20 protein-coding genes and 1 pseudogene are annotated in these 21,440 nt (G+C 71.5%); 15 read left to right on the plus strand and 6 right to left on the minus strand.

Features of this window, described 5'->3' with window-relative positions; all coding sequences use genetic code 11:
* Position 1 precedes the first annotated feature (1 nt).
* From GA0070624_RS16590 to GA0070624_RS16615, 6 genes are all read left to right on the plus strand, one after another.
* Positions 2 to 2,020, plus strand: coding sequence for an extracellular solute-binding protein (locus tag GA0070624_RS16590; RefSeq protein WP_176731727.1), 2,019 nt, complete (start codon positions 2 to 4; stop codon positions 2,018 to 2,020).
* Positions 2,017 to 2,868, plus strand: coding sequence for an AAC(3) family N-acetyltransferase (locus GA0070624_RS16595; RefSeq protein ID WP_091342140.1), 852 nt, complete (start codon positions 2,017 to 2,019; stop codon positions 2,866 to 2,868). Before GA0070624_RS16590 ends, GA0070624_RS16595 begins: the two co-directional genes overlap by 4 nt.
* A gap of 683 nt (positions 2,869 to 3,551) precedes the next feature.
* Positions 3,552 to 4,682 (plus strand): ABC transporter substrate-binding protein, encoded by a 1,131-nt coding sequence (locus GA0070624_RS16600; RefSeq protein WP_245719162.1) that lies wholly within the window; start codon positions 3,552 to 3,554, stop codon positions 4,680 to 4,682.
* Positions 4,683 to 4,727: 45 nt separating this feature from the next.
* Positions 4,728 to 5,627, plus strand: coding sequence for a carbohydrate ABC transporter permease (locus tag GA0070624_RS16605; protein WP_091342145.1), 900 nt, complete (start codon positions 4,728 to 4,730; stop codon positions 5,625 to 5,627).
* Complete coding sequence (locus tag GA0070624_RS16610) at positions 5,624 to 6,520, plus strand: carbohydrate ABC transporter permease (protein ID WP_091342147.1); 897 nt, start codon at positions 5,624 to 5,626, stop codon at positions 6,518 to 6,520. Before GA0070624_RS16605 ends, GA0070624_RS16610 begins: the two co-directional genes overlap by 4 nt.
* Positions 6,521 to 6,727: 207 nt before the next feature.
* Positions 6,728 to 7,732 carry a hydroxyacid dehydrogenase gene (locus GA0070624_RS16615; protein WP_091342149.1) on the plus strand — a complete coding sequence of 335 codons (1,005 nt, stop codon included), beginning with the start codon at positions 6,728 to 6,730 and terminating at the stop codon, positions 7,730 to 7,732.
* Between the two features lie 60 nt (positions 7,733 to 7,792).
* On the opposite strand, the gene GA0070624_RS16620 is transcribed toward GA0070624_RS16615, so the two are convergent.
* Together GA0070624_RS16620 and GA0070624_RS16625 are read right to left on the minus strand one after the other, a co-directional pair.
* Positions 7,793 to 8,812 (minus strand): alpha/beta hydrolase family protein, encoded by a 1,020-nt coding sequence (locus GA0070624_RS16620; RefSeq protein ID WP_091342152.1) that lies wholly within the window; start codon positions 8,810 to 8,812, stop codon positions 7,793 to 7,795.
* Between the two features lie 18 nt (positions 8,813 to 8,830).
* The gene (locus tag GA0070624_RS16625; RefSeq protein WP_091342154.1) at positions 8,831 to 10,126 is read right to left on the minus strand and encodes a Gfo/Idh/MocA family protein; all 1,296 of its coding nucleotides are present in this window, start codon (positions 10,124 to 10,126) and stop codon (positions 8,831 to 8,833) included.
* 300 nt (positions 10,127 to 10,426) lie between these two features.
* Here GA0070624_RS16625 and GA0070624_RS16630 point away from each other — a divergent pair, with 300 nt between their 5' ends.
* The 3 genes from GA0070624_RS16630 to GA0070624_RS16640 all read left to right on the plus strand — a co-directional run bounded on the left by GA0070624_RS16630 (position 10,427) and on the right by GA0070624_RS16640 (position 13,504).
* Positions 10,427 to 11,308, plus strand: a complete 882-nt coding sequence (locus GA0070624_RS16630) for a Gfo/Idh/MocA family protein (protein WP_091342157.1) — start codon at positions 10,427 to 10,429, stop codon at positions 11,306 to 11,308.
* A gap of 113 nt (positions 11,309 to 11,421) precedes the next feature.
* On the plus strand, positions 11,422 to 12,438 hold the full coding sequence (locus tag GA0070624_RS16635) for an NAD-dependent epimerase/dehydratase family protein (protein WP_091342159.1): 1,017 nt from the start codon (positions 11,422 to 11,424) through the stop codon (positions 12,436 to 12,438).
* 10 nt (positions 12,439 to 12,448) lie between these two features.
* Entirely contained in the window at positions 12,449 to 13,504 is a 1,056-nt protein-coding gene (locus tag GA0070624_RS16640) for a dihydrodipicolinate synthase family protein (RefSeq protein ID WP_176731729.1), read from the plus strand.
* Between the two features lie 172 nt (positions 13,505 to 13,676).
* Here the strand turns inward: GA0070624_RS16640 and GA0070624_RS16645 are convergent, their stop codons facing one another.
* The gene (locus GA0070624_RS16645; protein ID WP_091342162.1) at positions 13,677 to 14,903 is read right to left on the minus strand and encodes a helix-turn-helix domain-containing protein; all 1,227 of its coding nucleotides are present in this window, start codon (positions 14,901 to 14,903) and stop codon (positions 13,677 to 13,679) included.
* A 95-nt stretch (positions 14,904 to 14,998) separates the two neighbouring features.
* On the opposite strand from GA0070624_RS16645, the gene GA0070624_RS16650 reads away from it, so the two are divergent.
* The 5 genes from GA0070624_RS16650 to GA0070624_RS36420 all read left to right on the plus strand — a co-directional run bounded on the left by GA0070624_RS16650 (position 14,999) and on the right by GA0070624_RS36420 (position 18,859).
* Positions 14,999 to 16,165 (plus strand): DegT/DnrJ/EryC1/StrS family aminotransferase, encoded by a 1,167-nt coding sequence (locus GA0070624_RS16650; RefSeq protein ID WP_176731730.1) that lies wholly within the window; start codon positions 14,999 to 15,001, stop codon positions 16,163 to 16,165.
* Positions 16,162 to 17,058, plus strand: a complete 897-nt coding sequence (locus tag GA0070624_RS16655; protein ID WP_091342166.1) for a dihydrodipicolinate synthase family protein — start codon at positions 16,162 to 16,164, stop codon at positions 17,056 to 17,058. The genes GA0070624_RS16650 and GA0070624_RS16655 overlap by 4 nt, the downstream gene beginning before the upstream one ends.
* The gene (locus GA0070624_RS16660; protein WP_176731731.1) at positions 17,055 to 17,816 is read left to right on the plus strand and encodes an amidohydrolase family protein; all 762 of its coding nucleotides are present in this window, start codon (positions 17,055 to 17,057) and stop codon (positions 17,814 to 17,816) included. Before GA0070624_RS16655 ends, GA0070624_RS16660 begins: the two co-directional genes overlap by 4 nt.
* Positions 17,813 to 18,550, plus strand: coding sequence for an amidohydrolase family protein (locus GA0070624_RS16665; protein WP_091342168.1), 738 nt, complete (start codon positions 17,813 to 17,815; stop codon positions 18,548 to 18,550). Before GA0070624_RS16660 ends, GA0070624_RS16665 begins: the two co-directional genes overlap by 4 nt.
* Positions 18,551 to 18,730: 180 nt before the next feature.
* Positions 18,731 to 18,859, plus strand: a complete 129-nt coding sequence (locus GA0070624_RS36420; protein WP_281180981.1) for a hypothetical protein — start codon at positions 18,731 to 18,733, stop codon at positions 18,857 to 18,859.
* Positions 18,860 to 18,896: 37 nt separating this feature from the next.
* On the opposite strand, the gene GA0070624_RS16670 is transcribed toward GA0070624_RS36420, so the two are convergent.
* Positions 18,897 to 19,613 (minus strand): B3/B4 domain-containing protein, encoded by a 717-nt coding sequence (locus GA0070624_RS16670; protein WP_091342170.1) that lies wholly within the window; start codon positions 19,611 to 19,613, stop codon positions 18,897 to 18,899.
* Positions 19,614 to 19,622: 9 nt separating this feature from the next.
* Positions 19,623 to 20,177, minus strand: a complete 555-nt coding sequence (locus tag GA0070624_RS16675; protein ID WP_141715241.1) for a LysE family translocator — start codon at positions 20,175 to 20,177, stop codon at positions 19,623 to 19,625.
* On the opposite strand from GA0070624_RS16675, the pseudogene GA0070624_RS16680 reads away from it, so the two are divergent.
* A pseudogene (locus tag GA0070624_RS16680) lies at positions 20,107 to 20,382 on the plus strand (NAD(P)-binding protein); the annotation flags it as partial. The gene GA0070624_RS16675 and the pseudogene GA0070624_RS16680 sit on opposite strands and share 71 nt — an antisense overlap.
* 29 nt (positions 20,383 to 20,411) lie before the next feature.
* Here GA0070624_RS16680 and GA0070624_RS16685 read toward each other — a convergent pair.
* A complete protein-coding gene (locus GA0070624_RS16685; RefSeq protein ID WP_091342174.1) occupies positions 20,412 to 21,305 on the minus strand; it encodes an SIS domain-containing protein in 894 nt (297 codons plus the stop codon).
* Positions 21,306 to 21,440: the final 135 nt, after the last annotated feature.

Raw genomic sequence — 21,440 nt, forward strand, 5'->3', positions numbered from 1 at the left:
CATGTTTCGAAGACTGGTCGGCGGCCTGGCCGTGGCCGCGCTCGCCCTCGCCGCAGCGGGCTGCGGCGGGTCCGCGGGCGGCAGTGACAAACAGACCGTGACGTTGTGGATGTATCCGTTGGGCGACGAGTCGGTCAACCAGACCTTCTGGTCGGGGGTGGAGTGGGACTTCGAGAAGGCGCACCCGGACATCGACGTCAAGATCGAGACCCAGCCGTGGGAGAACAGGGAGGAGAAGCTGACCACGGCGCTGGCCTCGGGTAAGGGGCCGGACCTGGTGCTGATGATCCCCGATCAGGTGCCGCAGTTCGCCAGGACCCGGTCGCTTCAGCCGGTCGACGACGCGCTCGGCGGTCCGCGCGAGGACTTCCAGCCGGGCGCGATCAGCGGGTCGACGTACGAGGGCAAGCTGTACATCGCGCCGCTCTACCTGACCGCGGACCTGCCGGCCTACAACAAGAAGGTGCTCGCCGAGATCGGTGTCACCGAGGCGCCGAAGACCTGGGACGAGGTGCTGTCCTGGGTGCCCAAGCTGAGCGCGAAGGGATACCAGACCCTCGACTACACCGCGGCCGCCAGCTACTCCCTCAACGGCACGTACTACCCGCTCCTGTGGCAGAGCGGCGGGCACGTCTTCGCCCCGGACGGCAAGTCGGTGGCGTTCAACAGCCCGGAGGGCGAGAAGGCGCTGCAGATCCTCGTCGACATCTACAAGCAGGGTGGCATCCCCAAGTCGCAGCTCACCGCGCCGGGCGATGCCGCCACCGGCCCGATGGCCAAGGGCAAGGTTGCGTTCAACAACGCGATGTCCGTGCCGTTCGTCAAGAACGTGCAGAAGCTGTGGGGCGCCGAGAACGTACTGGTCGGTCCGCCGCTGTCCAACGGCCAGCAGGTCGGCTTCGGGATACCCGGCGGCCTGGTCCTTACCTCGCAGGCCAAGGACCCGAAGAAGGCCAAGGCGGCCAAGGAGTTCCCCCTACGTCACCGGCAGCGACGTGCTCGCCAGGCTCAGCACGGCGTTCGGGTACTTCCCGCCGCGCAAGTCCGTGCCGGTGCCGGACGACCCGGTGATGAAGCAGTTCGCCCCGTATCTGTCCACCATGTTCGCCGGCGAGGTGCAGCCCGCCTCCCGGCAGGTGATGTCCGTGCTCGCGCCGCACATTCAGGCCGCGCTCAAGGGCGACAAGAGCCCGCGGCAGGCCCTGGACGACGCGGCCAAGGAGGCCAACGAGCTCATCGCACGGACCGGATGACGTACCCGGCCGGTCCGCAGCGCCCGGACCGCCTCCAACCACAAGGGAGACACATGACTGTGGTGACCAGCCAGCCGGTCGCCATCGGCGCCGTCCGGCGCCGCGCCGGGCGCCCGCCTCGCCGTCGGTTGGGTACGGTGACGTTGGTGGTGCTGGTTGCGCTTGCCACGCTGGTGCCGTCCGTGGCGATGCTGCTTGTGGCGTTGTCTCCGCCGGGTGTGCGTACGTTGCCGGATGTGCTGTGGCCGGACCGGGTCAGCTTGGACAACTTCGTTACGGCGTTGCGTGGTGCGAGCCTGGCCCGTTGGGCGGTCAACTCGCTGGTGTACTCGGCGGTCTCCACCGCGTTGGTGTTGATCCTCGCCACGATGGCCGGGTACGCGTTCGCGAAGAAACGCTGGCCCGGCCGGGACACTGTGTTCTGGGTGATGCTGGCTACCCTGATGGTGCCGTTCCACGTCACGCTGATCCCGTTCTTTCTGACGGTCAGCGCCGCGGGCGGCATCGACACGTACTGGGGCATGATCGTGCCGACCCTGGCCAACTTCATCTGGCACTGGAACGACTTCCTGTGGCCGCTGCTGGTCGCCCAGAGCGACGAGATGCGTACCATCACCGTCGGTCTGGCCACGCTACGTTCCGATCAGATGCTGCCACAGCAGCAACTCGCCGCCGCGACCATCACCGTGCTGCCGTGCCTGCTGGTCTTCGGGCTCCTCCAGCGGTACGTCGCCGACAACGTCGCCACCGTGGGAATCAAAGGATGAGCGCCGGCCTCGCCGAGATGGCCGCCGGGTTCGCCGCGATCGGCGCGACCGGCCGCCCGGTCTGCGTGCACTCCTCGCTGCGCTCCTTTGGGCGGCTCGACGGGGGGCCGACGGCGATCGTGGAGGCGGTGCTGGCGGGCGGCGGCACGCTGATGGTGTCGACCTGGAGCGGCGGGTGGTACGCCACCCCACCACCGCCCGGCCGGTCCCGCCCGGACAACGCCGAGGACGACGGCAGCGTGCCGACCCGCCCCGCCCAGCACTGCTGGGACCCGTCATCACCGTATGTGCACGCCGACGCCGTGGGTGCACTCGCCGCCACCGTGGTCGCTCACCCGGACCGACGCCGCGGCGATCACCCGCTCAACTCCTTCACCGCGGTCGGCCCGCTGGCCGCCACCCTGGTGGCCGGGCAGGCGCCGCTGGACGTCTACGCGCCACTGCGCGCCCTGGCGGCCCACGACGGGCTGATCCTGTGCATGGGCACCGGACTGACCTCGGTCACCGCCATCCACCTCGCTGAGCAGCGGGCCGGTCGGCAGATGTTCCGGCGCTGGGCGCTCACCCGTGCCGGCGTCGTCGAATGCGAGGTCGGCTCCTGCTCACGGGGCTTCGACCGGCTCGCCCCGATGCTCGAACCACTGGCCCGGCGAGTCACCGTCGACGGCTCGGCGTGGACCGCGTACCCGGCCGGACCGCTGGTCGCCCGCGCCGCCGCGGCCTTGGTCGCCGACCGGGGCGCGGCCCGCTGCCGGTACGCCGACTGCCGGCGCTGCGCCGTGATGACCGGCGGCGTTGTTGTTCCGTCGCCCGCCCTGCCGCCCGAACTGACGCAGGGCGCCGGCTGAGATCATGAATGATGAGGGGCGGCCCGGCAAGCCGGCCGCCCCTCATCATCGAACCGTTGGGCCGGCGCGGGCTTCGGATTGTTCCCGGTGGCCAGGACAGAGGCTTCCCCTCTCCAAACTCCGACGCGGCCGGTCTCGGGACGCCGATCCCGATTCGCATCATGAACCCGGCCTGATCGTTGGGCGGCGAAGGCCATGCCCGCCGCCTCGGCAGATGCGGCTGCGGTCACCAGGGCCAAGGGGATCGGAGGTCCTGGTGACGGTCGCCCGCCGCCCCTCGGACCGGTTAGAGTACGGGCCACCTCCGGCGCGGTCCGAAACGGACATATTTCGGCCAGATCCGAAACCTCCTAAGGGTTCCGTCCGCCTCGCCAGAGCCAGGGTCGATGGAAGTCCTCGTCGCCCCGGCGTGGGACGGTCCGCCGTCAGGTCGCGCCAGCGGATGACGTCTACGTCGACTCGCCCCCGTGACGCTTGAATAACGAGGTGGCCGGTGGCTGCACTTGCCCATTGACGTGATCGTCGGCCGGAACTACGGTCTGGACCGTAAATCCGAGAGAGAGGGTGAGTGTATGGCTCTGCGGCGAACACTCGCGGCAGCGTTTGCGTTTCTGGCCGTGACAGCCGGGGCGACCGCGTGCGGGTCGAAGGATGGCGGCAGCGGGTCCGGATCGGAGGTGACCATGTGGGTCTACCCGGTCATCGCCGACGAGGGGCAGCACCGCGCCTTCTGGGACGAGAAGATCAAGGCGTTCGAGAACCAGAACAACGGCGTCAAAGTCAAGGTCAACATCTACCCGTGGGCGAACCGGGAGCAGCAGCTGACCGCGGCGATCGCGGCCGGCAAGGGGCCGGACGCCGTCTACATGATCCCGGACCAGCTGCCCAAGTTCTACGCGCAGAACGCGCTCGAGCCGCTCGACAAGTACCTGTCGGCGGACGCGAAGAGCGACTACCGGGAGAGCGTGACGAAGTCGGTCACGGTCGACGGCCACATCGTCGGTGCCCCGATGCTGATGAGCGTGGTCCCCACGCTGTGCAACAAGAAGGTGTTCGAGGCCGCCGGGGTCACGGACTACCCGAAGACCTGGGACGACGTGCTCAAACTCGGTCCGACGTTCAAGGCCAAGGGCTTCGACGTCCTGGCCATCCCATACTTCGACGGCATCAACCAGGCCTTCTACCCGCTGCTGTGGCAGGCAGGCGGCAGGACCTTCTCCGAGGACGGCAAGAAGGTCGTGTTCGACGACCAGGCGGGCGTCGAGGCGGTGACCTTCATGCGCAAGCTCGTCGAGGGCGGGTTCGTCGAGAAGGCAACGATCACGCAGGAGCTCAAGCCGGAGCAGACCCGGTTCGGGCAGGGCAAGGTGGCCTGCATGTACTCGGAAGCGCCGTCGACGATGATCCCGCTGTGGGGCAAGGAAAACATCGTGGCGCTGCCGCCGCTGCAGAACAAGGCGCAGGCCACCTACGGGACGGTCGGGTCGTTCTCGATGCTCAAGGGCTCCAAGGCCAAGGACGCCACGGCCAAGTGGCTGAACTACATCACCAGTACTGAGGTGATGGCCGCCTACGACAAGGCCTCGGGCTACTTCGCCCCGCGCAAGTCCGTGCCGCCGCAGTACGCCGACGACCCGGTGCTGGGCAAGTGCGAGGAGATGCTGAACTACGCCTCGCCGGGCGAGCTGCACCCCAAGGCGCGCGACGTCCAGGGCGTGCTCCGGCCGTTGGTGCAGGCTGCGATCATCGGCCAGAAGACTCCGGAGCAGGCCATGCAGGAGGCCGCCAAGCAGGCCAACCAGCTGCTCGGTTAGCCCCACCGCAGGCCGCACTACCGCCAGGAAGGATCACTGTCTCCGATGGCAACGTTCGAGATCGCCGGCCCGGACACGCGACGGGCGCGCGCGGTGAAGGACACCCTGACCGGGCTCGCCTTCGTCCTGCCGTGCTTGGTGCTCTTCATGATTTTCCGGTTCGGGCCGGCGATCGCGGGCATTCTGTTGAGTTTCTTCGACTACACGATCGGCGGCGGGTCCACCTGGCGCGGGTTCGACCACTACGAGCACCTCGTCAACGACCCGGACTTCTGGACGGCACTTCGGGTCACCACCGTGTACACGATGATCAGCGTGCCGCTGTCCATGGTCGTGGCGACCGTGATGGCACTGCTGACCAGGCGGGCATTTCGCGGTGCGCGGTTCTTCCGCGCGGTGTTCTTTCTGCCCTCAGTGACGAGCATCGTGTTCGCCGGCATCGTGTTCGGCTGGATCTTCTCACCGTCGGGCCCATGGCCCAAGATCATGGGTTGGCTCGGCCTGCCGCAGGACTGGCTGGGCAGCACCCTGCTTGTGCTGCCCGCCGTCGCGGTGCTCGCCGTCTGGGGGCGCTACGGCTTCGACATGCTCATCATCCTCGCGCGGATGCACGACGTGCCACCGGAGATCGAGGAGGCGGCAGTGGTTGACGGCGCCGGACCGTGGGCGAAGTTCTGGCACATCACGCTGCCGCAGCTACGGCCCGCCCTGTTCTTCGTCGGCGTGCTTGACACCATCAATTCGTTCCAGGTATTTGACTCGGTGTATGTGCTCACCGGCGGGGGGCCAGCTCACGGTTCATACACGCTCGTCTACATGCTCTACGACCAGGGCTTCACCTACTTCAACCTGGGCTACGCGAGCGCGGTCGGGGTGGCGCTCTTCGTGCTCACCCTGGTCATCGCGCTCATCCAGCGCCTGATCTTCGGGAGGAGCGACGCATGACCGTCGTGACGCCGCCTCGCGCCGAGGCCACTGCCGCCGCAACCCGGCCGTCGGCCGGACGCCGCCGGCTGCCCCTGGCGAGCCGGTTCGGCCGGGCGGTCACCGCCCTCCTGCTCGTGCTGGGGGCCCTGGTGACGCTGTTTCCCTTCTACGCCATGGTCATCCTGTCGTTCAAGCCGCAGGGGGCCATCGAGATCCCGGGCAGCCTGCTGCCACAGTCGTTGACCGCTGAACTGTACGACCGGATCTTCAGCGCCGACGGTGTGCTCCGCTGGCTTTTCAACACGGTCATCTACTCGGTCGTCGGGGTCGTGTTCGTCCTCCTGCTGTCCTCGCTCGCCGGATACGGCTTTGCCAAGAAGCGGTTCCCCGGCCGGGAGGTGATGTTCTGGTCCTTCCTCGCGATGCTGATGGTGCCGTACCAGATCACCCTCATCCCGCTGTTCATCCTGATCGCGCAGGCAGGGGGCGTGGACACCTACTGGGGGCTCGTCGTTCCGACGTTCGCCAACGCGACCGGAGTGTTCCTGCTTCGGCAGTTCATCAGCACCATTCCCGACGAACTCATCGAGGCGGCCCGGATGGACGGCTGTTCCGACTGGCGGATCTACTGGCAGATCGTGATCCCGCTGTGCAAGCCGATCCTCGCCACGCTCGGGGTGTTCGTCTTCCTCTGGCACTGGAACGACTTCCTGTGGCCGCTGCTCGTCGGGCAGGACACCAGCATGCAGACGCTGACCGTCGGCATCGCCTCGCTGCACAAGCAGGAAAGAACCAGCCTCAACGAGGTGATGGCCGGTGCGGTTGTCGCGGCGGTGCCGCTGTTCGTCGCGTACCTGTTCGGTCAGCGGTACCTCACCGAGGGCGTGATGTCCTCCGGTATCAAGGGCTGAGCCGCCACTCATGCTCGATACTGGCCTAGACAGTAATTTGGCCTGGCCCGCCTGAGACCGGGGAGACGGTCCGAATGAGGATGTCGACCATTGCCCTCTGGCGCTCAAACGCCGCGCTCGAGGCCGGCGCCTGTGCAGGTTCCGCCCTGGAGAGGAGGAAGCAGTGTTTCCGCCGCGCGACCGAGCGGGGGCAGCGCCGCGAGTCGGATGAGCATCATCGCGATGGCGGCTGGGCCGAGGCTGCGCTCGCTGTTCTTCCCCGGGGACCTGTGGGATGCGCTGGCGTCGCTCGGCCAGCTGCGCCTGCCGCCCGATGACGCCGACCTGTCTGATGTCGCCACCTTCGTACGCCTGCTGGACGGCGCGGAGGTCGTCGTCACCACCTGGGGCTGCGCCCCCTTGTCGGAGGAGGTGCTGGCCGCCGCGCCACGGCTGCGGCTGCTCGCGCACACCGGTGCCTCCGTCAAGGCGTACGCCACCCCGGCGTGCTTCGCCCGTGGGGTGCGGGTCACCCAGGCCGGTGACGCGATGGAGTACGCGGTGGGGGAGCAGGCCTTGGCGCTGACCCTCGCCCTGCTGCACCGGTTGCACCGGTTCGACCATGCGCTGCGGTCGGGCGTGCACTGGGCGGCCGCGAAGACCGCCCCGCCCCGGCGGGAGTTGCGCGACAGCGTGGTGGGCGTGGTCGGGGCGTCGCGGACCGGCCGGGCATACATCGCGCTGGTCCGGGCGCTCGGCGCGCGGGTGCTGGTCTTCGATCCGTACCTGTCCGCCGAGGAGGCGGTCGAGCTGGGGGTCGCCCGCGTCGGGCTCGACGAGCTGATGTCCTCCGCGCGCGTGGTGTCGCTGCACGCCCCGGTGCTGCCGGCGACGGTCGGCATGGTCGGCGCGCGGGAGCTCGCCCTGATGCCCGACGGCGGCCTGCTCGTGAACACGGCACGGTCGCTGCTGGTGGACAGCGACGCGCTACTCGCGGCGCTGCGCACCGGGCGACTCGACGCGGCGCTTGACGTGTTCGACGAGGAGCCGCTGCCGGTAGACCACCCGCTGCGGGCGCTACCGAACGTGTTGCTGACGCCGCACGAGGCGGCGGGGACGGTCGAGTCGCGCCGGCGCGCCGGCGAGATCGTGGTCGCGGAGGTGGCCCGGTTCCTGCGGGGCGAGGCGTTGCACCACGAGGTGACGCCTGAGCTGTTGGACCGCATGGGCTGACTGGCGCTGCCGGTGCCTTGCCCCGCTCGGACCTGACCAGGAGACCGTCCCCGCCGGGTTTCACGGGCCGAGCCACCGCTCGAGGAACGCGTACGCCGCCTGCCGGGCGGGTGGTGGGAAGTCGTGCCCGCCGTCACCCAGGACGAACTCGAGATTTTCCGGGTGGCCGAGGACGCCGTACAGCCTCGCGAGCTCGGCCACCCCGGCGGCGATCGCCGGCCAGTGCGGGAAGATGTCATCCTGCTTGGCACACCAGGCAAACATCGGGCGCGGCGCGACGAGCGCGGCGATCTCGTGCCATTCGAACGGCACCTCGCCGGACGCCAGATCCTGGCTGAGCCGGGGAATGTGGGAAAACCAGTCCCGTTCGCCCCACCGGCCCGGGTCCGGATCGTCGGCGAACACGCTGAAGCCGCAGCTGGCGGTGACGGCGCGAACCCGCTCGTCGAGCCCGGCGAGGAAGATCGAGTTGTACCCGCCGAGAGAGTGGCCGATCGCGCCGATGCGGTTCGGATCGACCACGTCGAGGGCGCACAACAGCTCGATCGCCTGCACGTGGTCGACAAGCATGCGGCCGACCGCCGTCCATCCCGGGTTGCCCGCGTAGAAGCTGGCGGTGTGGAACGGCTGTTCGCCGTACGGGACCCGCTCGCCCGCCGTTATGGTGTCCGGCGCGAGCACGACGAACCCGCGCTCGACGAGTTCCACGCCGTACCGGCGGTTGGCCCGGCCATCGGGTGCGGCCACGTCCGCCTTGCCGGTACCCACCGTGGGGTGGAGCGCGAGCACCGCCGGCGCCGGACGGCGGTGCGCCAGCACATCGTGCGGCACCAGCAGCAGGGCGGGCACCTGCTCGCCACCTGGCGCGTCATAGACGAGGTGCTGGCGGACGTGGGTCGGCTCGTGGTGCTCGGCGATTATCGCGTGGCGGACCGGGACGGGACCCGGCAGCGTGCCGAGGTAACGTCGCCACACCCGTTCGGCCGCCAGCCGTGCGGCCGGCCAGTCCGTGCCGGCGGCTCCGTGCGGCAGCAGCATCGGCATGGTGTCGGCGCGGAGGTCTGCGAGACGGTGGACCATGAGAACGCCCAGGCCACGCTAGTGTGCTGATGCCGCGGTCAAGGCGGCGACGCTGCTGCTCGGAGGGGTCAGCTCGACCGGCACCCCGCCTGTGAGCCGACTGCGCTCGGCGGCGAAGGCCATCCGGTGGCTGTCGAGCGACTCCTCTGGACCGGAGCGCACGAGCGACCGGTCGCCGGTCGCGACGGCCTCGACGAAGGCAGCCATCAACCCGAGGTCCCCACCGCCGTGGCCGGACCCGGCGTCCGCGCCACCCCCCACGACGTCGATGACGGACACCTCACTGGTCACGAAGTCGGTGAGGGTGATGCGTTCGCCGTCGCCCTCAAGGTGCCCCCGGGTTCCCATGATCCGGGTGCGCCGGTGCCCGCCCGGCGTGAAGGCGCTCATCGTGAGCGTCGCGGTGGCTCCGCCTTCGAACGACACGGTCACCACCTGATGGTCGACCACGTCGTTGTCGGTGGCGTAGACGCAGCGTCCGTACGGGCCGTCGCGCAGCGCCGTCCGTACCCCGGCCTCGGTGAGGTCGCGGGTCAGCACCGACAGTGGCCAGGCATGCCGGCGCGGGTCGGCCAGGCAGTCGTTGTAGAAGCGGGTCGCCGAGTACGGGCAGCTCGCCTCGACCCGGCAGTCGAGGCAGCGGTCGGCCGCCTCCGGCGGCCGGTTCCCGGGATGAAAGTGGTGCAGCGCTCCGACGCTGCTGATCCGGACCGGCGGCGCATCGACGACGTACCGCAGCCAGTCGAGGTCGTGGCAGCACTTGGCGAGCAGGCTGAATGACGACTCGTCGGCGCGGCGCCAGATGCCGCGCACGTATGAGTGCGCGAAGTGCCACCAGCCCACCGGTTCAAGATGCTCGATGCCGATGATCTGGCCGATGGCGCCATCGGCGACAAGCCGCTTGACGGCGTCCGTGTAGGGCGTGTACCGCAGCACATGGCACACGGCGAGCAGGACGCCGCTGCGCCGGGCCGCCTCGACGACCGCGTCGCACTCGGCCTCGGTGGGGGCCATCGGCTTCTCGAGCAGGATGTCGTACCCGAGCGCCGTGAGCTGCGCGACCGGCTCGGCATGCTCGTGGTCCGGCGTGGCGAGCACCACGGCGTCAGCCAGCCGGGGCCGCTCGGCGAGCTCGCGCCAGGACGTGAAGCGGCCGGCGTCGGGTACGCCGTGCCGGTCGGCGAGCGCGTCCCGGTAGGCCGCACGGGAATCCGCGACGGCGACGACGCGCGCCCGGTCTGGAAATTGCTCGGCGTAACCGGCGTACATTGTGCCGCGTGTGCCTGCGCCGACGATGGCCAGGGTGACCGTCATCCGGTTCCTTCTCGTTACGGCGGTCGCCTGATGAGACAACCGCTGGCGGAAATCCCTCTTGTTTGTGGGCTTAGTATCGGCCTAGACCGTAAGCTTGCCTAGTCCGAACTTGGCGAGTCCGAGAAGGGGCGAGGCGGTGCCCGACAGCGCCGGTCGGTCGATGCGTGGCGTTCATCTCCACGCCGAGGTGACGCCGGAGCTTTGTCTCGGAGGGGTGTGTCCGGCGCTGCCGGGTAGTCTTCGCCACGGTCAGCCGGGGGTGACCAGGGATGGCGACCTGGCGCGCTAGCCTGTGCGGTCATGCGCATCGCCCTCGCCGGACTCGCCACCAGCCACCCCTACGCCGACGCCCGGACGCTGGGCCGGCAGGCCGACCTGGTGGTCTGGGAACCCGATCCGGAGCGGCTGGCCCGCTTCCTGGCCGAGCATCCGGACGCCGCCGTGGCGCCGGACCTCGCCGCGCTGCTCGCCACCCGGCCGGACGGCGTCGTCCTCACGGTGCCCCCGCCGCAGGTGCCCGTGGCGCTTGAGCGGGTGCTGGACCAGGGGTTGCCCTGCTTCGTGAACAAGCCCGCGGCGGCCACCACGGGGCAGCTGGAGCAGCTCGACCGTGTCGTGGCGCGGGCGCCCGAGCTGGTCCTGTCCACCTCGGTGCTCCGCTTCGCGCCGGACTTCGCGGCGTTCGCCGTGCCCCGCGAGGAGGTGCTCGCGGTGCGGGCAACCGTGCGGCACGACGTGGGTCTCTGGGCCACCGGCTACAACCCGTGGCAGGACGACCCGGCCGTGGGCGGCGGGACGCTGGTCATGATGGGTCTGCACGGCGTGGAGCTCCTCGTCGCGCTGCTGGGGCCGGCCGTCCGGCTCGTCGGCGCGGCCACCGCGACCCGCCGCTACGGGACCCTCCGGTCCGAGGACACCGGCCTGTTGACCCTGCAATGGGGGGACGGGGTGCCCGGCACCGTCGAGGTGCTCGGGATCAGCGAGGGCGAAGCGTACGAGGTCACCGTGCACACGTCCACGGGGGAGCGGCACGTCGCGCTGCGCGGCGGGGAGGACGAGCTCGGCTACCGGGCCACCATCGAGGCGTTCCTGGCCATGGTCGATGGTGCGCCCAGCCCGGTCCCCTGGGCGCAGACCCGGGCCGTGCTGGGCATGCTCGCCACCGCGCGCGCCTACGCCTGACCGCCGGGGCCCGCAGGTCGGGCCCGGATCTTCGCACTCGCCCGTCGCCGCTTGACGATCCCTCCGCCGCACAGTTACGGTCAGGGCCGTTAACCGGGGAAGGGGCTGCATCGATGAAATCCTTGACGGAGCTCGAGGAACGACTGTCGCGCCCGCGCGACGTGCTGGTGGACGACCTGCGCAAGCTCGACGGCGACATCCTGGTCCTCGGCACCGGCGGCAAGCTCGGGCCGAGCCTGGTCCGGTTGGCTCTGCGGGGCGTTGCCGCGGCGGGCACCGGCTCCCGCGTGATCGCGGTCTCCCGCTTCTCTGAGCCGGGCCTGGCTGACGCGCTGCGCGGCGAGGGCGCCGACGTCGTCGAGGCGGACATCACCGACGACGCCGCCCTGGCCGCGCTGCCGGACGCCGCGAACGTCGTCTTCCTGGTCGGCTCCAAGTTCGGCACGTCGGGCCGCGAGCACGCCACCTGGGCCACCAATACGTACCTGCCCGGCCGGGTGGCGGAGCGCTTCGCCGGACGGCGCCTCGTGGCGCTCAGCACCGGCAACGTCTACCCGCTGGTGCCGCTCACGTCGGGCGGCTGCGTCGAGCAGACTCCGCTCGCGCCGGTCGGCGAGTACGCCATGTCCTGCCTCGGCCGGGAGCGCCTCCTCACCCACTTCTCGCTGCGCGACAACACCCCGCTGGCGCTGATCCGGCTCAACTACGCCGTCGAGATGCGCTACGGCGTCCTCGTCGACATTGCCCGGGCCGTGCACCAAGGCGACCCGATCGACGTCACCATGGGACACGCCAACATCGTCTGGCAGGGGTACGCCAACGAGGTCGTCCTGCGGGCGCTGCACCACGCCGCCACACCGCCGTTCGTGCTGAACCTGACCGGTCCGGAAACGGTCTCGGTCCGCCAGGTGGCCACCGCGTTCGCCGACCGGCTGGGCCGGGAACCCATTGTCACCGGCACCGAGGCCCCCACCGCCCTGCTGTCCAACGCCCAGCTCTGTCACCGGCTCTTCGGCTACCCCGACGTGCCGCTCGCCGAACTCATCGAGTGGACGGCGGAGTGGGTGGCCGACGGTCTACCGCTGCTCGGCAAACCGACCGGATTCCAGCGCCGCGACGGCAAGTTCTAGGAGATCAACTGTGTTGACCGCCCCGAGCACCCGGCACGCCGCGGCGCTGGACCGCTTCCGGCGCGGCTGCGTCATCCCCGCCCACCCGCTCGCCCTCGACGAGCGGCGGCGGCTGGACGAGCGCCGCCAGCGTGCGCTGACCCGTTACTACCTCGCGTCCGGCGCGGGCGGTATCGCGGTCGGCGTGCACACCACCCAGTTCGCCATCCACGACCCGCAGGTCGGGCTGCTCGCGCCGGTGCTGGAACTGGCAGCGGAGACGGCCGCCGGCTCCGCCGCGATCCTCGTTGCGGGCGCCTGCGGACCCACCGCGCAGGCGGTTGCCGAGGCCGAACTCGCCGCCTCGCTCGGCTACCACATGGTGCTGCTGTCGCCGCACGCCGGCCTCGACGAGGACGCTCTCATCGACCGGGCCCGCGCCGTGGGCGAGGTGCTGCCCGTGGTCGGGTTCTACCTTCAACCGGCCGTCGGCGGCAGGGAACTGTCGCGTACCTTCTGGACCCGGCTGGCGGCGCTCGACGCGGTGGTGGGGATCAAGGTGGCGCCCTTCGACCGGTATCGGACGCTGGACGTGCTGCACGGCGTCTGCGCCGCTGGCCGCAACGGCGACCTCGCCCTCTACACCGGCAATGACGACCACATCCTCGCGGACCTCGTCGCGCCGCACCGTGTCATGGTCGACGGCCGGCCGGTCAAGGTGGAGTTCGTCGGTGGCCTGCTCGGGCAGTGGGCGGTGTGGGCGCGTAGCGCGGTCGGTCTGCTCGACGAGGCCCGCCGCGCGCGGGCCGGCGACGACGCAGCACTGCGCCAGCTGCTCACCCTCGACGGCCACCTCACCGACGCCAACGCCGCCATCTTCGACGCGGCCAACCACTACCACGGCTGCATCCCCGGCATCCACGAGGTGCTGCGCCGGCAGGGCCTGCTCGCCGGACGCTGGTGCCTGGACCCGACGGAGGAGCTCTCCCCGGGGCAGCTCGCCGAGCTGGACCGGGTGCACGAGGCGTACCCGCACCTGCGCGACGACGACTTCGTCGCCGAGCACCTGGACGAGTGGCTGGCCTGACGGCCGCTGGATCGTACCAAGATGCGGCCGGTGCTCCGCCCTTCAGGGCGGGGGTGAGGGCCCGCGTGGGAGGGGCGGCAGCCCCGAGCATGCCTTGGACCGGCGCTCGTGCTGCTCGATCTACTGATGCAGAGCGTGAAGGGAATCCCCGTCTTTTAGGGCGGAGAGCACGTCAAAGGGTCAGCCGGTAGAGCGTCAGCGGACGCCCGCTGGTCCCCGAGGCTAGGTTGCCGGTCCGCTCGGCGAGGCCGGCGAGCTCCAGCCGATGCAGCATCCGGCGGGCCGTACGCTGCTGCACGTTCAGCTGCTCGGCGACCTCGCGGGTGGTCAGCGGCGCGGCGCCGACGGCGTGCCGCACCTGGCGCAACCGCTGCAGCGTCGGCACCGAGAGGCCGACCCGCTGCGCGATGATGGCGAGGTTGGCCTCCTGCGGGGCCGGGGTAGGGGCGGTCGACTCCAGCACGATGTCGGTGTCCCCGCGCAGCGACAGCACCGCCACGGTGGGGCCGATGCGGCGGGCCCGGCTCAGCGCCCGGCGGGCCAGGTTCTCCGCCTCCGCGCCGCTGCGCCCCAGTCCGAAGCCGATGTGGACGGTGTCGTGCCGGCCGGCGAGGCGGCGCAGCATGGGGAGCGCGGTGAATCCGGCGGTCGCGTCGTGCAGCGGTCCGCGGGTCGTCACGATCAGGTGGGTGCCGCGGGCGAACCGGGCCATCGTGCCGCCGAGCACCGCCACCTCCTTGAGCAGCCCCTCGTCCCCGTCCGGCACGTCGGCCAGGCCGAGGGCGATCTGCGCGTCCTCCTGCGCCTGGCTGTTGGCCTCGAGCAGCAGTTGTCGCAGGGCGGTACGCACCGAGTGGTTGGACGGGGCGAGGCGCAGCACGGGCATCTCGTGGCGCAGTACCTCGTACACGGAGCTGAGGCAGGTCACCGCCACGGTCGCGGGGGAGCTGCCACGGCGCTGCCGGCGGTGGAAGGCGATCACGTCGGCGGAGGTCAGCCCGCTGCGGTACGGCAGCGAACGCAGCCGGTCCACGGGCAGGCCGGCGTCGGTGAAGGTGGTCGTCACGTCGGCGGTGGCGACCGTGTCGATGGAAATTCGGGTCGGGTCGTGTCCGTCCCGCAGCAGCCGGACGGCCGCCTGCAGCAGCGTCGCCCCGGTGTAGTCGACGAAGGTCGCCGGCCGGGTCAGCACGTCGGCCTCCCGGGCGAGCGTGTACGGCACGACGCCGGTGAAGAGCCACGCCTCCACCTGGCCGCCGTGCGCCTCGACGATGGCCGGCGCCTGCGACTCGTGGTCGTAGTCGTACCGCCGCGCCGTGACGCCGGGCTGCTCCTCGCAGGTAGCCGCCACGTCGTCAACCAGGTCATGTGGTCCGACGACGCCGATCTTGATGGTCACGAGCTCCTCCTGAGGGGTTGCGTGGCCCGTACGTCTAAGATTACGGTCGGGTCCGGTATTCACGAAGCCGGGGAGAGCACGTGTCGTATCCCAGCATGGCCGATTCCAGTGGTCGGACGCTTGGTGCGGAAGAGGTCGAAGCGGTCACGCGGGTCCTCCGGTCGGGCATGCTCAGTTCGGTCTGGGGCAAGGAGGTCCGTGCCCTCGAACGAGAAATGGCCGACCTGCACAGAGTTTCGCACGCCGTGGCCTGCAGCTCGGGTACGGCCGCACTCCACCTGGCCGTGGCCGCCGTCGCGCCCGACCCGGGCGACGAGATCATCACCACCCCGATCAGCGACTTCGGCACGGTGGCGCCGATCCTCGCCCAGAACGCGGTCCCGGTGTTCGCCGACGTCGACCCGGACACTGGCAACCTGGACCCGGTCGCGGTGGCCGCCGCGATCGGGCCCCGGACCCGGGCGATCCTGGGCGTGCACCTCTTCGGCGCCGCGGCCACCGGCCTGCGGGAGGTCGCCGACGCCGCCGGCATCCCGCTCATCGAGGACTGCGCCCAGGCCTGGCTCACCCGGTACCCGGACGACCGCCTCGCCGGCGCCGTCGGCACCATCGGCTGCTTCAGCCTCCAGCAGTGGAAGCACATCACCTGTGGCGACGGCGGCCTGACCATCACCGAAGACGCCGCGCTGGCCCGGCGGATGCGGCTCTTCGCCGACAAGGGCTGGCCCCGCGATGACGGGGTACGCCGGCACGAGAGCTTCGGGGTCAACTACCGGATGACCGAGTTGTCCGGTGCGGTCGCCCGCGCCCAGCTGACCAAACTGCCCGGCGTTCTGGCCGACCGGCGGCGCACCGCGCGGCGCCTGGTCGCCGCGCTGGCGGATCTGCCCCGCGTACGCGTGCCGGCCGACCCCGATCGGCACGCCTGGTGGCTCTTCCCGATCGTGCTCGACCCGCCGCTGACCAACCGCGAGGTCGCCGACCGGCTGGTGCGCGCGGGCATCCCGGCGCGCGCCGGATACCTCGCCGAACCCCTGCACTGCGCGCCCGCCCTGATGGGGGGGCCGATTTACGGCACCTCCCGGTACCCGCTGACCGTGCCGCCCGCCGAGCGGGTGCCCACCTACGGCTGGGGCACCCAACCGAATGCGGAACGGCTGATCACGCAGACTCTGCTGGTGATCGACTGGAACGAGCACTACACCGACGCACACGTCGACGAGATCGCCAAGGCGGTCCGGGCCGCGGTGACCGACGCATGATCGACCCGAACGCGGCGGCGCTGCGCGACCGGCTCCGGTGGCGACTGATCGCCGCCGCCACCACCCCCGGCAGCGCGGCCGGCGAGATCGACCCCGCCCTGGTCGGGACGTACCTGCGCGGGCTGGTCGCCGACGGCGCCGACGCGCTCGCGGTGCTCGCGCACACCGGTCGGGGCCCATACCTCGACCCGGCCACCCGAGGCGAGATCATTCGGCAGGCGGTCGACACCGGCGTACCGGTGGTGGTCGGCGTCGGCGGGCGGCCGGGGGAGACCCAGGCGGCCGTCGCCGACCAGGCCGTCCAGGCCGCCGAACTGGAGGCCGCCGGCCTGCTGGTGTTTCCGGTCGAGGACGATGCGGTCGCCCACCACGAGGCGCTGTGGCGGGCCAGCGGGCTGCCGATGCTGGCCTTCGACCTCTACCTGCGACCATATCCCGCGGACGCGCTGGCGGCGCTGCTGGCCCACCCCGGGGTGGCCGGGGTCAAGGTGGCCCGCCTCAACGACGCGATCGCCTGCCAGGAGGCGCTGGCCGCCGCCTACCGGGCCGACCGGCTGGCCGTGACCGGCGAGGACCGGATGTTCGGCCCGTCCCTGCTCTGGGGCGCCCAGGCCGCGCTGGTCGGCCTGGCCGCCGCCGCGGTCCCGGTGACCGCGGCGGTGCTGCGGGCCTTCGCCGACAAGCAGTACGACGAGTTCGTCGTCGCCTCGGCGCAGCTCGACCGGCTGGCCAGCGCCACCTTCACCGACCCGATGGAAGGTTACGTGCAACGCATGCTGTGGATCGCGACCCACGAGGGGCGCATCCCGCCCCGGTACGCCGTCGACCCGTACGGCCCGGCGCTGCCCGCCGAGGACCGTGAACGGGTGCTGCGGATGGTGAGGTCGCGGTGACCGGTGTCCCGCGCGAGGGCGCGCGAAAGCCGTTCGCGGCGGACGACCTGCCACCGGTCACGTTCGACGTCGACGTCCTGGTCGGCCGGTACGCCGACCGGCCCGGACCGGTCGGCGATCCGGCCCAGGTGCGCGCGGTGCTGGCGGCCAACGGCATCGCCGGCGCGGCCGTGGCCAGCCTGCGGGCGGTGCTGTTCGACGTGCCCGGCGGTAACGACGAGGCCGCCGCCCTCGCCGGCCCGGGTGTGCTGCCGGTGGGCGCGGTGGACCTGCGGGATCCGCTGGGCGCCGAGCGGGAGGTGGTCCGGCTCGCCGAGCGGGGTTTCCCCGCCGTCCGGCTCTTCCCCGAGGAGCAGCGGGTGGAACCGGACTTCCCCTCTGTCCGACATGTCGCCCGCCGCGCGGCCGAGGCCGGGCTGGTCGTGCTGGCCGGCGGCGACGTACGCCGGTTCTGGCGGCCCCTGCTCGGCGCCACCGTGGTCTTCCTCGACACGCACTTCTACCACCTGGGCGACTTCGTCGTCGTCGCCCGCGACGAGCCCGGATTCCACACCTCGACCCGGCTGCTCAACTCCCCGGACGCCCTGGAGACCGTGGCCGCGCAGGTCGGCGTCGAGCGCCTGCTCTACGGTTCCCGTGCCCCGTTCTACGAGCCGGTCGTGCCCCGGCTGCGGCTGGCCCGCTCCGGCCTCGATCTGGCCGCGGTGGCGGAGGTGGCCGGTGGCAATGCCCGACGGATCCTGGGAGCGAACACATGATCATCGACGTGCACGCGCACTGGGGTCCCTGGTTCTTCAGCATGGACGTCGGCCGGGTCGCGACGAACCTCGCGGTCATGGACCGGTACGGCATCGACCTGGCGATCGTCTCGGCCACCGAGGCGGTCATCTACGACGCCGCCGCCGGGAACCGGGCGATGGCCCGGGTGCTTGCGGAGCAGGACCGCCTGCTCGGCTACCTGACGATCAATCCGCGGCGGCTCGACGACGCCGAGCGTGACCTGCGCGAGCTGCTTCCCTCCGGCCGGTTCGTCGGTGTGAAGATCCACACCGACTACACCGGCTCGCCGGTGGCGTCCCCCCAGACCCGGGACGCGTTGGCCCTGGTCGCCGCCCACGACCTGCCGGTCCTCGTACACACGTGGGGCCCGACCCCGTTGGACCTCGCCCAGGCCTGCGCCGACATCCCCGGCCTGCGGGCCATCGCCGGGCACATGGGGGCCGACGGCTGGCGGCACGCGGTGGAGGCGGCCAACTCCGTCGACCGGCTCTGGCTGGAGCCCTGCTTCTCGCACACGAAAGCCGGCCGCTTCGCGGCCGTCGCCGCGGCGGTGAACCCCCGCCGGCTGCTGTTCGGCACCGACGCGACACTGATCGACCCGGCGGCCGCGTACGGGGCGGTGCTCGCCGCCGACCTCGGTCCCGAGGAGAGCGAGTTGGTCGCCTGGCGCAACGCCGCCGACCTGTTCCGGCTCGACATCGGCGGGGACTGACCGCGGGGTGCAGGCCGCCGCCCGGATTGTCGCCGTGGACGGTTACCGTGCCGAGGCCCGGTCGCTGGCCGCGGCGAACGGCCCCGCCCCGGAGCCCGACCCCCGGGGCCCGCCGAAATGTCACCTCGCCGCCCCCTCGCCGGTCGTACGGGGTGCAACGACCGACACGGAGGCGACGATGTGGACCCACAGCAACGGATCAGACAGGTGTACGCCGCCTCGGCGGCCCGCCTGGTGGCCCAGATGTACGCGATGACCGGCGACCTACGCAGCATCATGTGGACCTGGCTGGACCCACCCGAGCCGTGACCGGGTGCTCCCGGCGGCTGCGGCCATCGGCGGCACGTCAGCCGGCCGCCGTCCGGGCCGGCGTGACCTCGAAGGCCGGCGGGTCGGCAGTCAGCACCGCCGTACGCGCCGGCACCCGCCACACCCGCGTCAGGGTCGACGCGAGCTCCGCCAGCATCCGGGACACGGTGTCTGGGCCGCCGTCGTGCACCGCCTCGATCACCACCAGCACCTCGGTGGTCCCCTCGCGGACCGCCGACCAGCCGCTCTGCCGGTGCGTCCAGCGCCGGGAGTGCGCCCGCCCGGCCGAGTCGCCGAAGATCACCTCGCCGGGCTCCGGTCGCTCCGCGTCCCCGGCGAGCGTCAGGTACGTCTCGTCGCCGATCGCAGGCCGGACCTCCAGGTCACCGGAGATCCGGGCGAGATCGAGCACGGCGACCGGGACGGCGTACCCGACGGAGAGGGCGTTGCCGAGGTCGACCAGCGGGTGCAGCCGGGGCAGCGTCCCGTCGCGCCGGAGGCGGCGCAGCAGCGACTCGGCCGCGCACCGGTACCGGGTCGGCGGCAGGCCCATGGCGGCGAACGCCCGCCGCCAGGCCTGGATCTCCGGGAACCCGCCCTCCGGGCCGGCGGCGAGCCGGGCCCGGGCCGCCTCGGTGGGGGCCTCGAGGTACGGATCCACGTCCGCGGCGGCGGTGATCCCGGTGGCGTGCAGCACACCGCAGGCCAGTTCCGGGAAGGCGGACCGGATCGCGGGGGAGTGTCGGAAGTGCACGGGAGACTCCTATCGGGCGGTGAGGGCGAGGCCGACGCCGCGGGCGAGGAAGCTGCCGGCGAGGGTGCGGCGCAGCAGCCCGGCGGCCCGGGGCCGGGCCAGCACCCGGGCGCGCACGGCGGCGGCCAGCACGCCGTACCCGGCGAAGACCACGAAGGTGACCAGCATGAAGACCGCGCCGTACGCGAGCATCCGGGCCGTCGCCCCCGGTCGGTCGGGCGGCACGAACTGCGGCAGGAACGCCACGAAGAACACGGTCACCTTGGGGTTGAGCAGGTTCAGCAGCACCCCGTCACGGACCAGCCGGGCCGTCCGCGGCGGGGTGGGGTCGCCGTCGGTCAGCCAGGTGCCGCGCTCCCGCAGCGACGACCAGCCCAGCCACAGCAGCCAGGCCACGCCCAGCCAGGTCACCGCCCGGAACAGCACCGGGCTGGCGTGCAGCAGTGCGGCCAGCCCGGTGACCGCAGCCACCAGATGCGGCACCAGGCTCAGCGTGCAGGCGAGCGCGGCGACCAGGCCGGCCCGGCGACCGCCGGCCAGGCCCGCGGAGAGGGACGTCCTGATCGTCGGTGCCGGGCTCTCCGGCGTCGGCGCCGCCGTCCACCTGCAGGGCAACTGTCCAGGAAAGACCTACACGGTGCTTGAGGCCCGCGGCGCCATCGGCGGGACCTGGGACCTGTTCCGCTACCCGGGCATCCGCTCCGACTCCGACATGTACACCCTCGGCTACTCGTTCAAGCCGTGGACGAACCCGAAGGCGATCGCCGAACCTTCTACCGGGCGGGCGCGCGGAACGTCCTAGCCGGGGAGGGCGGCGTCGTCCAGGATCACCGCGCGCGTCAGGTTGTGCGGGGTGTCCGGGTCGAGCCCACGGGACTCGGCCAGCGCGACCGCCACCCGCTGCGCCACCACGAGCGACGCCAGCGGGTCCAGCGGCAGGTCCACCACGGTGGCGCCGATCGAGCGGACCTGGTCGGCCAGTGCGGGATCCAGCGGACCGAAGGACCACACCACGGTGCCGGGCCCGGACACGCTGATCGGCCCGTGCCGGTACTCTAGCGCCGGGTACGCCTCCGTCCACGCCTGAGCCGCCTCACGGAGCTTCAGCGCCGCCTCGTGGGCGAGCCCCACGGTCCAGCCGCGGCCCACGAAGGTCCACTGCGAGATCGCCGTCGGGTCGACGGGGAGGTCGACCGCCAGGGCCCGCTCCGCGTCCGCCGCCGACTCGGCCGTGTCCTCACCGGCGGCGGCACGGAGCAGGGTGAGCGCGGTGGTGGCGAAGCGGGTCTGCACCACCGAACGTTCGTCGGCGAAGACCAGCGGCACCACCCCGTCCGCCGCGGCCGCGACCGGCCCGTCCGGTAGGGCGGTCAGCACCACCGAGCGAGCGGCCGGCGCGCGGCGCAGCACGTGGGCGATCTCCGACGTGGTACCGGAGCGGGAGATGGCCACCAGCACGTCGTAGCGCCGCCCGCTGGGCAGCTCGGAGGCGGGGAACGCGTCGGTGCGTCCGTGTCCGGCACCTTCGCGCAGCGCCGCGGCGGCCTGCGCCATGTACAGGGAGGTGCCGCAACCGACGATGCACACCTCCTCGCCCCGACCGGGCAGGAGGTCGGCGACGCTGGGTGCGAGGGCGGTCGCCCGCCGCCACACGTCGGGCTGGGTAGCGATCTCATCCGCGGTCATGCTCATCGCTGGATGCTCGCGCGCGGGTTTTGCCTCTGTCAAGCACGCCCGGTCATATCCGATCACAAGATGGGCAACACTGTGCACACACTTGCGCACGATTGTGCAACCTGGGATGCTGCCCACTGTGCATTCCTCCGC

This window comes from Micromonospora rhizosphaerae, assembly GCF_900091465.1.
Lineage (GTDB): Bacteria > Actinomycetota > Actinomycetes > Mycobacteriales > Micromonosporaceae > Micromonospora > Micromonospora rhizosphaerae.

Coding starts and splice junctions, on each gene's coding strand:
- GA0070624_RS16605 (WP_091342145.1), top strand. CDS start 4,728: ATGGCAACGTTCGAGATCGCCGGCCCGGACACGCGACGGGCGCGCGCG.
- GA0070624_RS16620 (WP_091342152.1), bottom strand. CDS start 8,812: ATGGTCCACCGTCTCGCAGACCTCCGCGCCGACACCATGCCGATGCTG.
- GA0070624_RS16630 (WP_091342157.1), top strand. CDS start 10,427: ATGCGCATCGCCCTCGCCGGACTCGCCACCAGCCACCCCTACGCCGAC.
- GA0070624_RS16665 (WP_091342168.1), top strand. CDS start 17,813: ATGATCATCGACGTGCACGCGCACTGGGGTCCCTGGTTCTTCAGCATG.
- GA0070624_RS16590 (WP_176731727.1), top strand. CDS start 2: ATGTTTCGAAGACTGGTCGGCGGCCTGGCCGTGGCCGCGCTCGCCCTC.
- GA0070624_RS16635 (WP_091342159.1), top strand. CDS start 11,422: ATGAAATCCTTGACGGAGCTCGAGGAACGACTGTCGCGCCCGCGCGAC.
- GA0070624_RS16685 (WP_091342174.1), bottom strand. CDS start 21,305: ATGAGCATGACCGCGGATGAGATCGCTACCCAGCCCGACGTGTGGCGG.
- GA0070624_RS16610 (WP_091342147.1), top strand. CDS start 5,624: ATGACCGTCGTGACGCCGCCTCGCGCCGAGGCCACTGCCGCCGCAACC.
- GA0070624_RS16595 (WP_091342140.1), top strand. CDS start 2,017: ATGAGCGCCGGCCTCGCCGAGATGGCCGCCGGGTTCGCCGCGATCGGC.
- GA0070624_RS16600 (WP_245719162.1), top strand. CDS start 3,552: ATGTGGGTCTACCCGGTCATCGCCGACGAGGGGCAGCACCGCGCCTTC.
- GA0070624_RS16650 (WP_176731730.1), top strand. CDS start 14,999: ATGGCCGATTCCAGTGGTCGGACGCTTGGTGCGGAAGAGGTCGAAGCG.
- GA0070624_RS16615 (WP_091342149.1), top strand. CDS start 6,728: ATGAGCATCATCGCGATGGCGGCTGGGCCGAGGCTGCGCTCGCTGTTC.
- GA0070624_RS16655 (WP_091342166.1), top strand. CDS start 16,162: ATGATCGACCCGAACGCGGCGGCGCTGCGCGACCGGCTCCGGTGGCGA.
- GA0070624_RS16625 (WP_091342154.1), bottom strand. CDS start 10,126: ATGACGGTCACCCTGGCCATCGTCGGCGCAGGCACACGCGGCACAATG.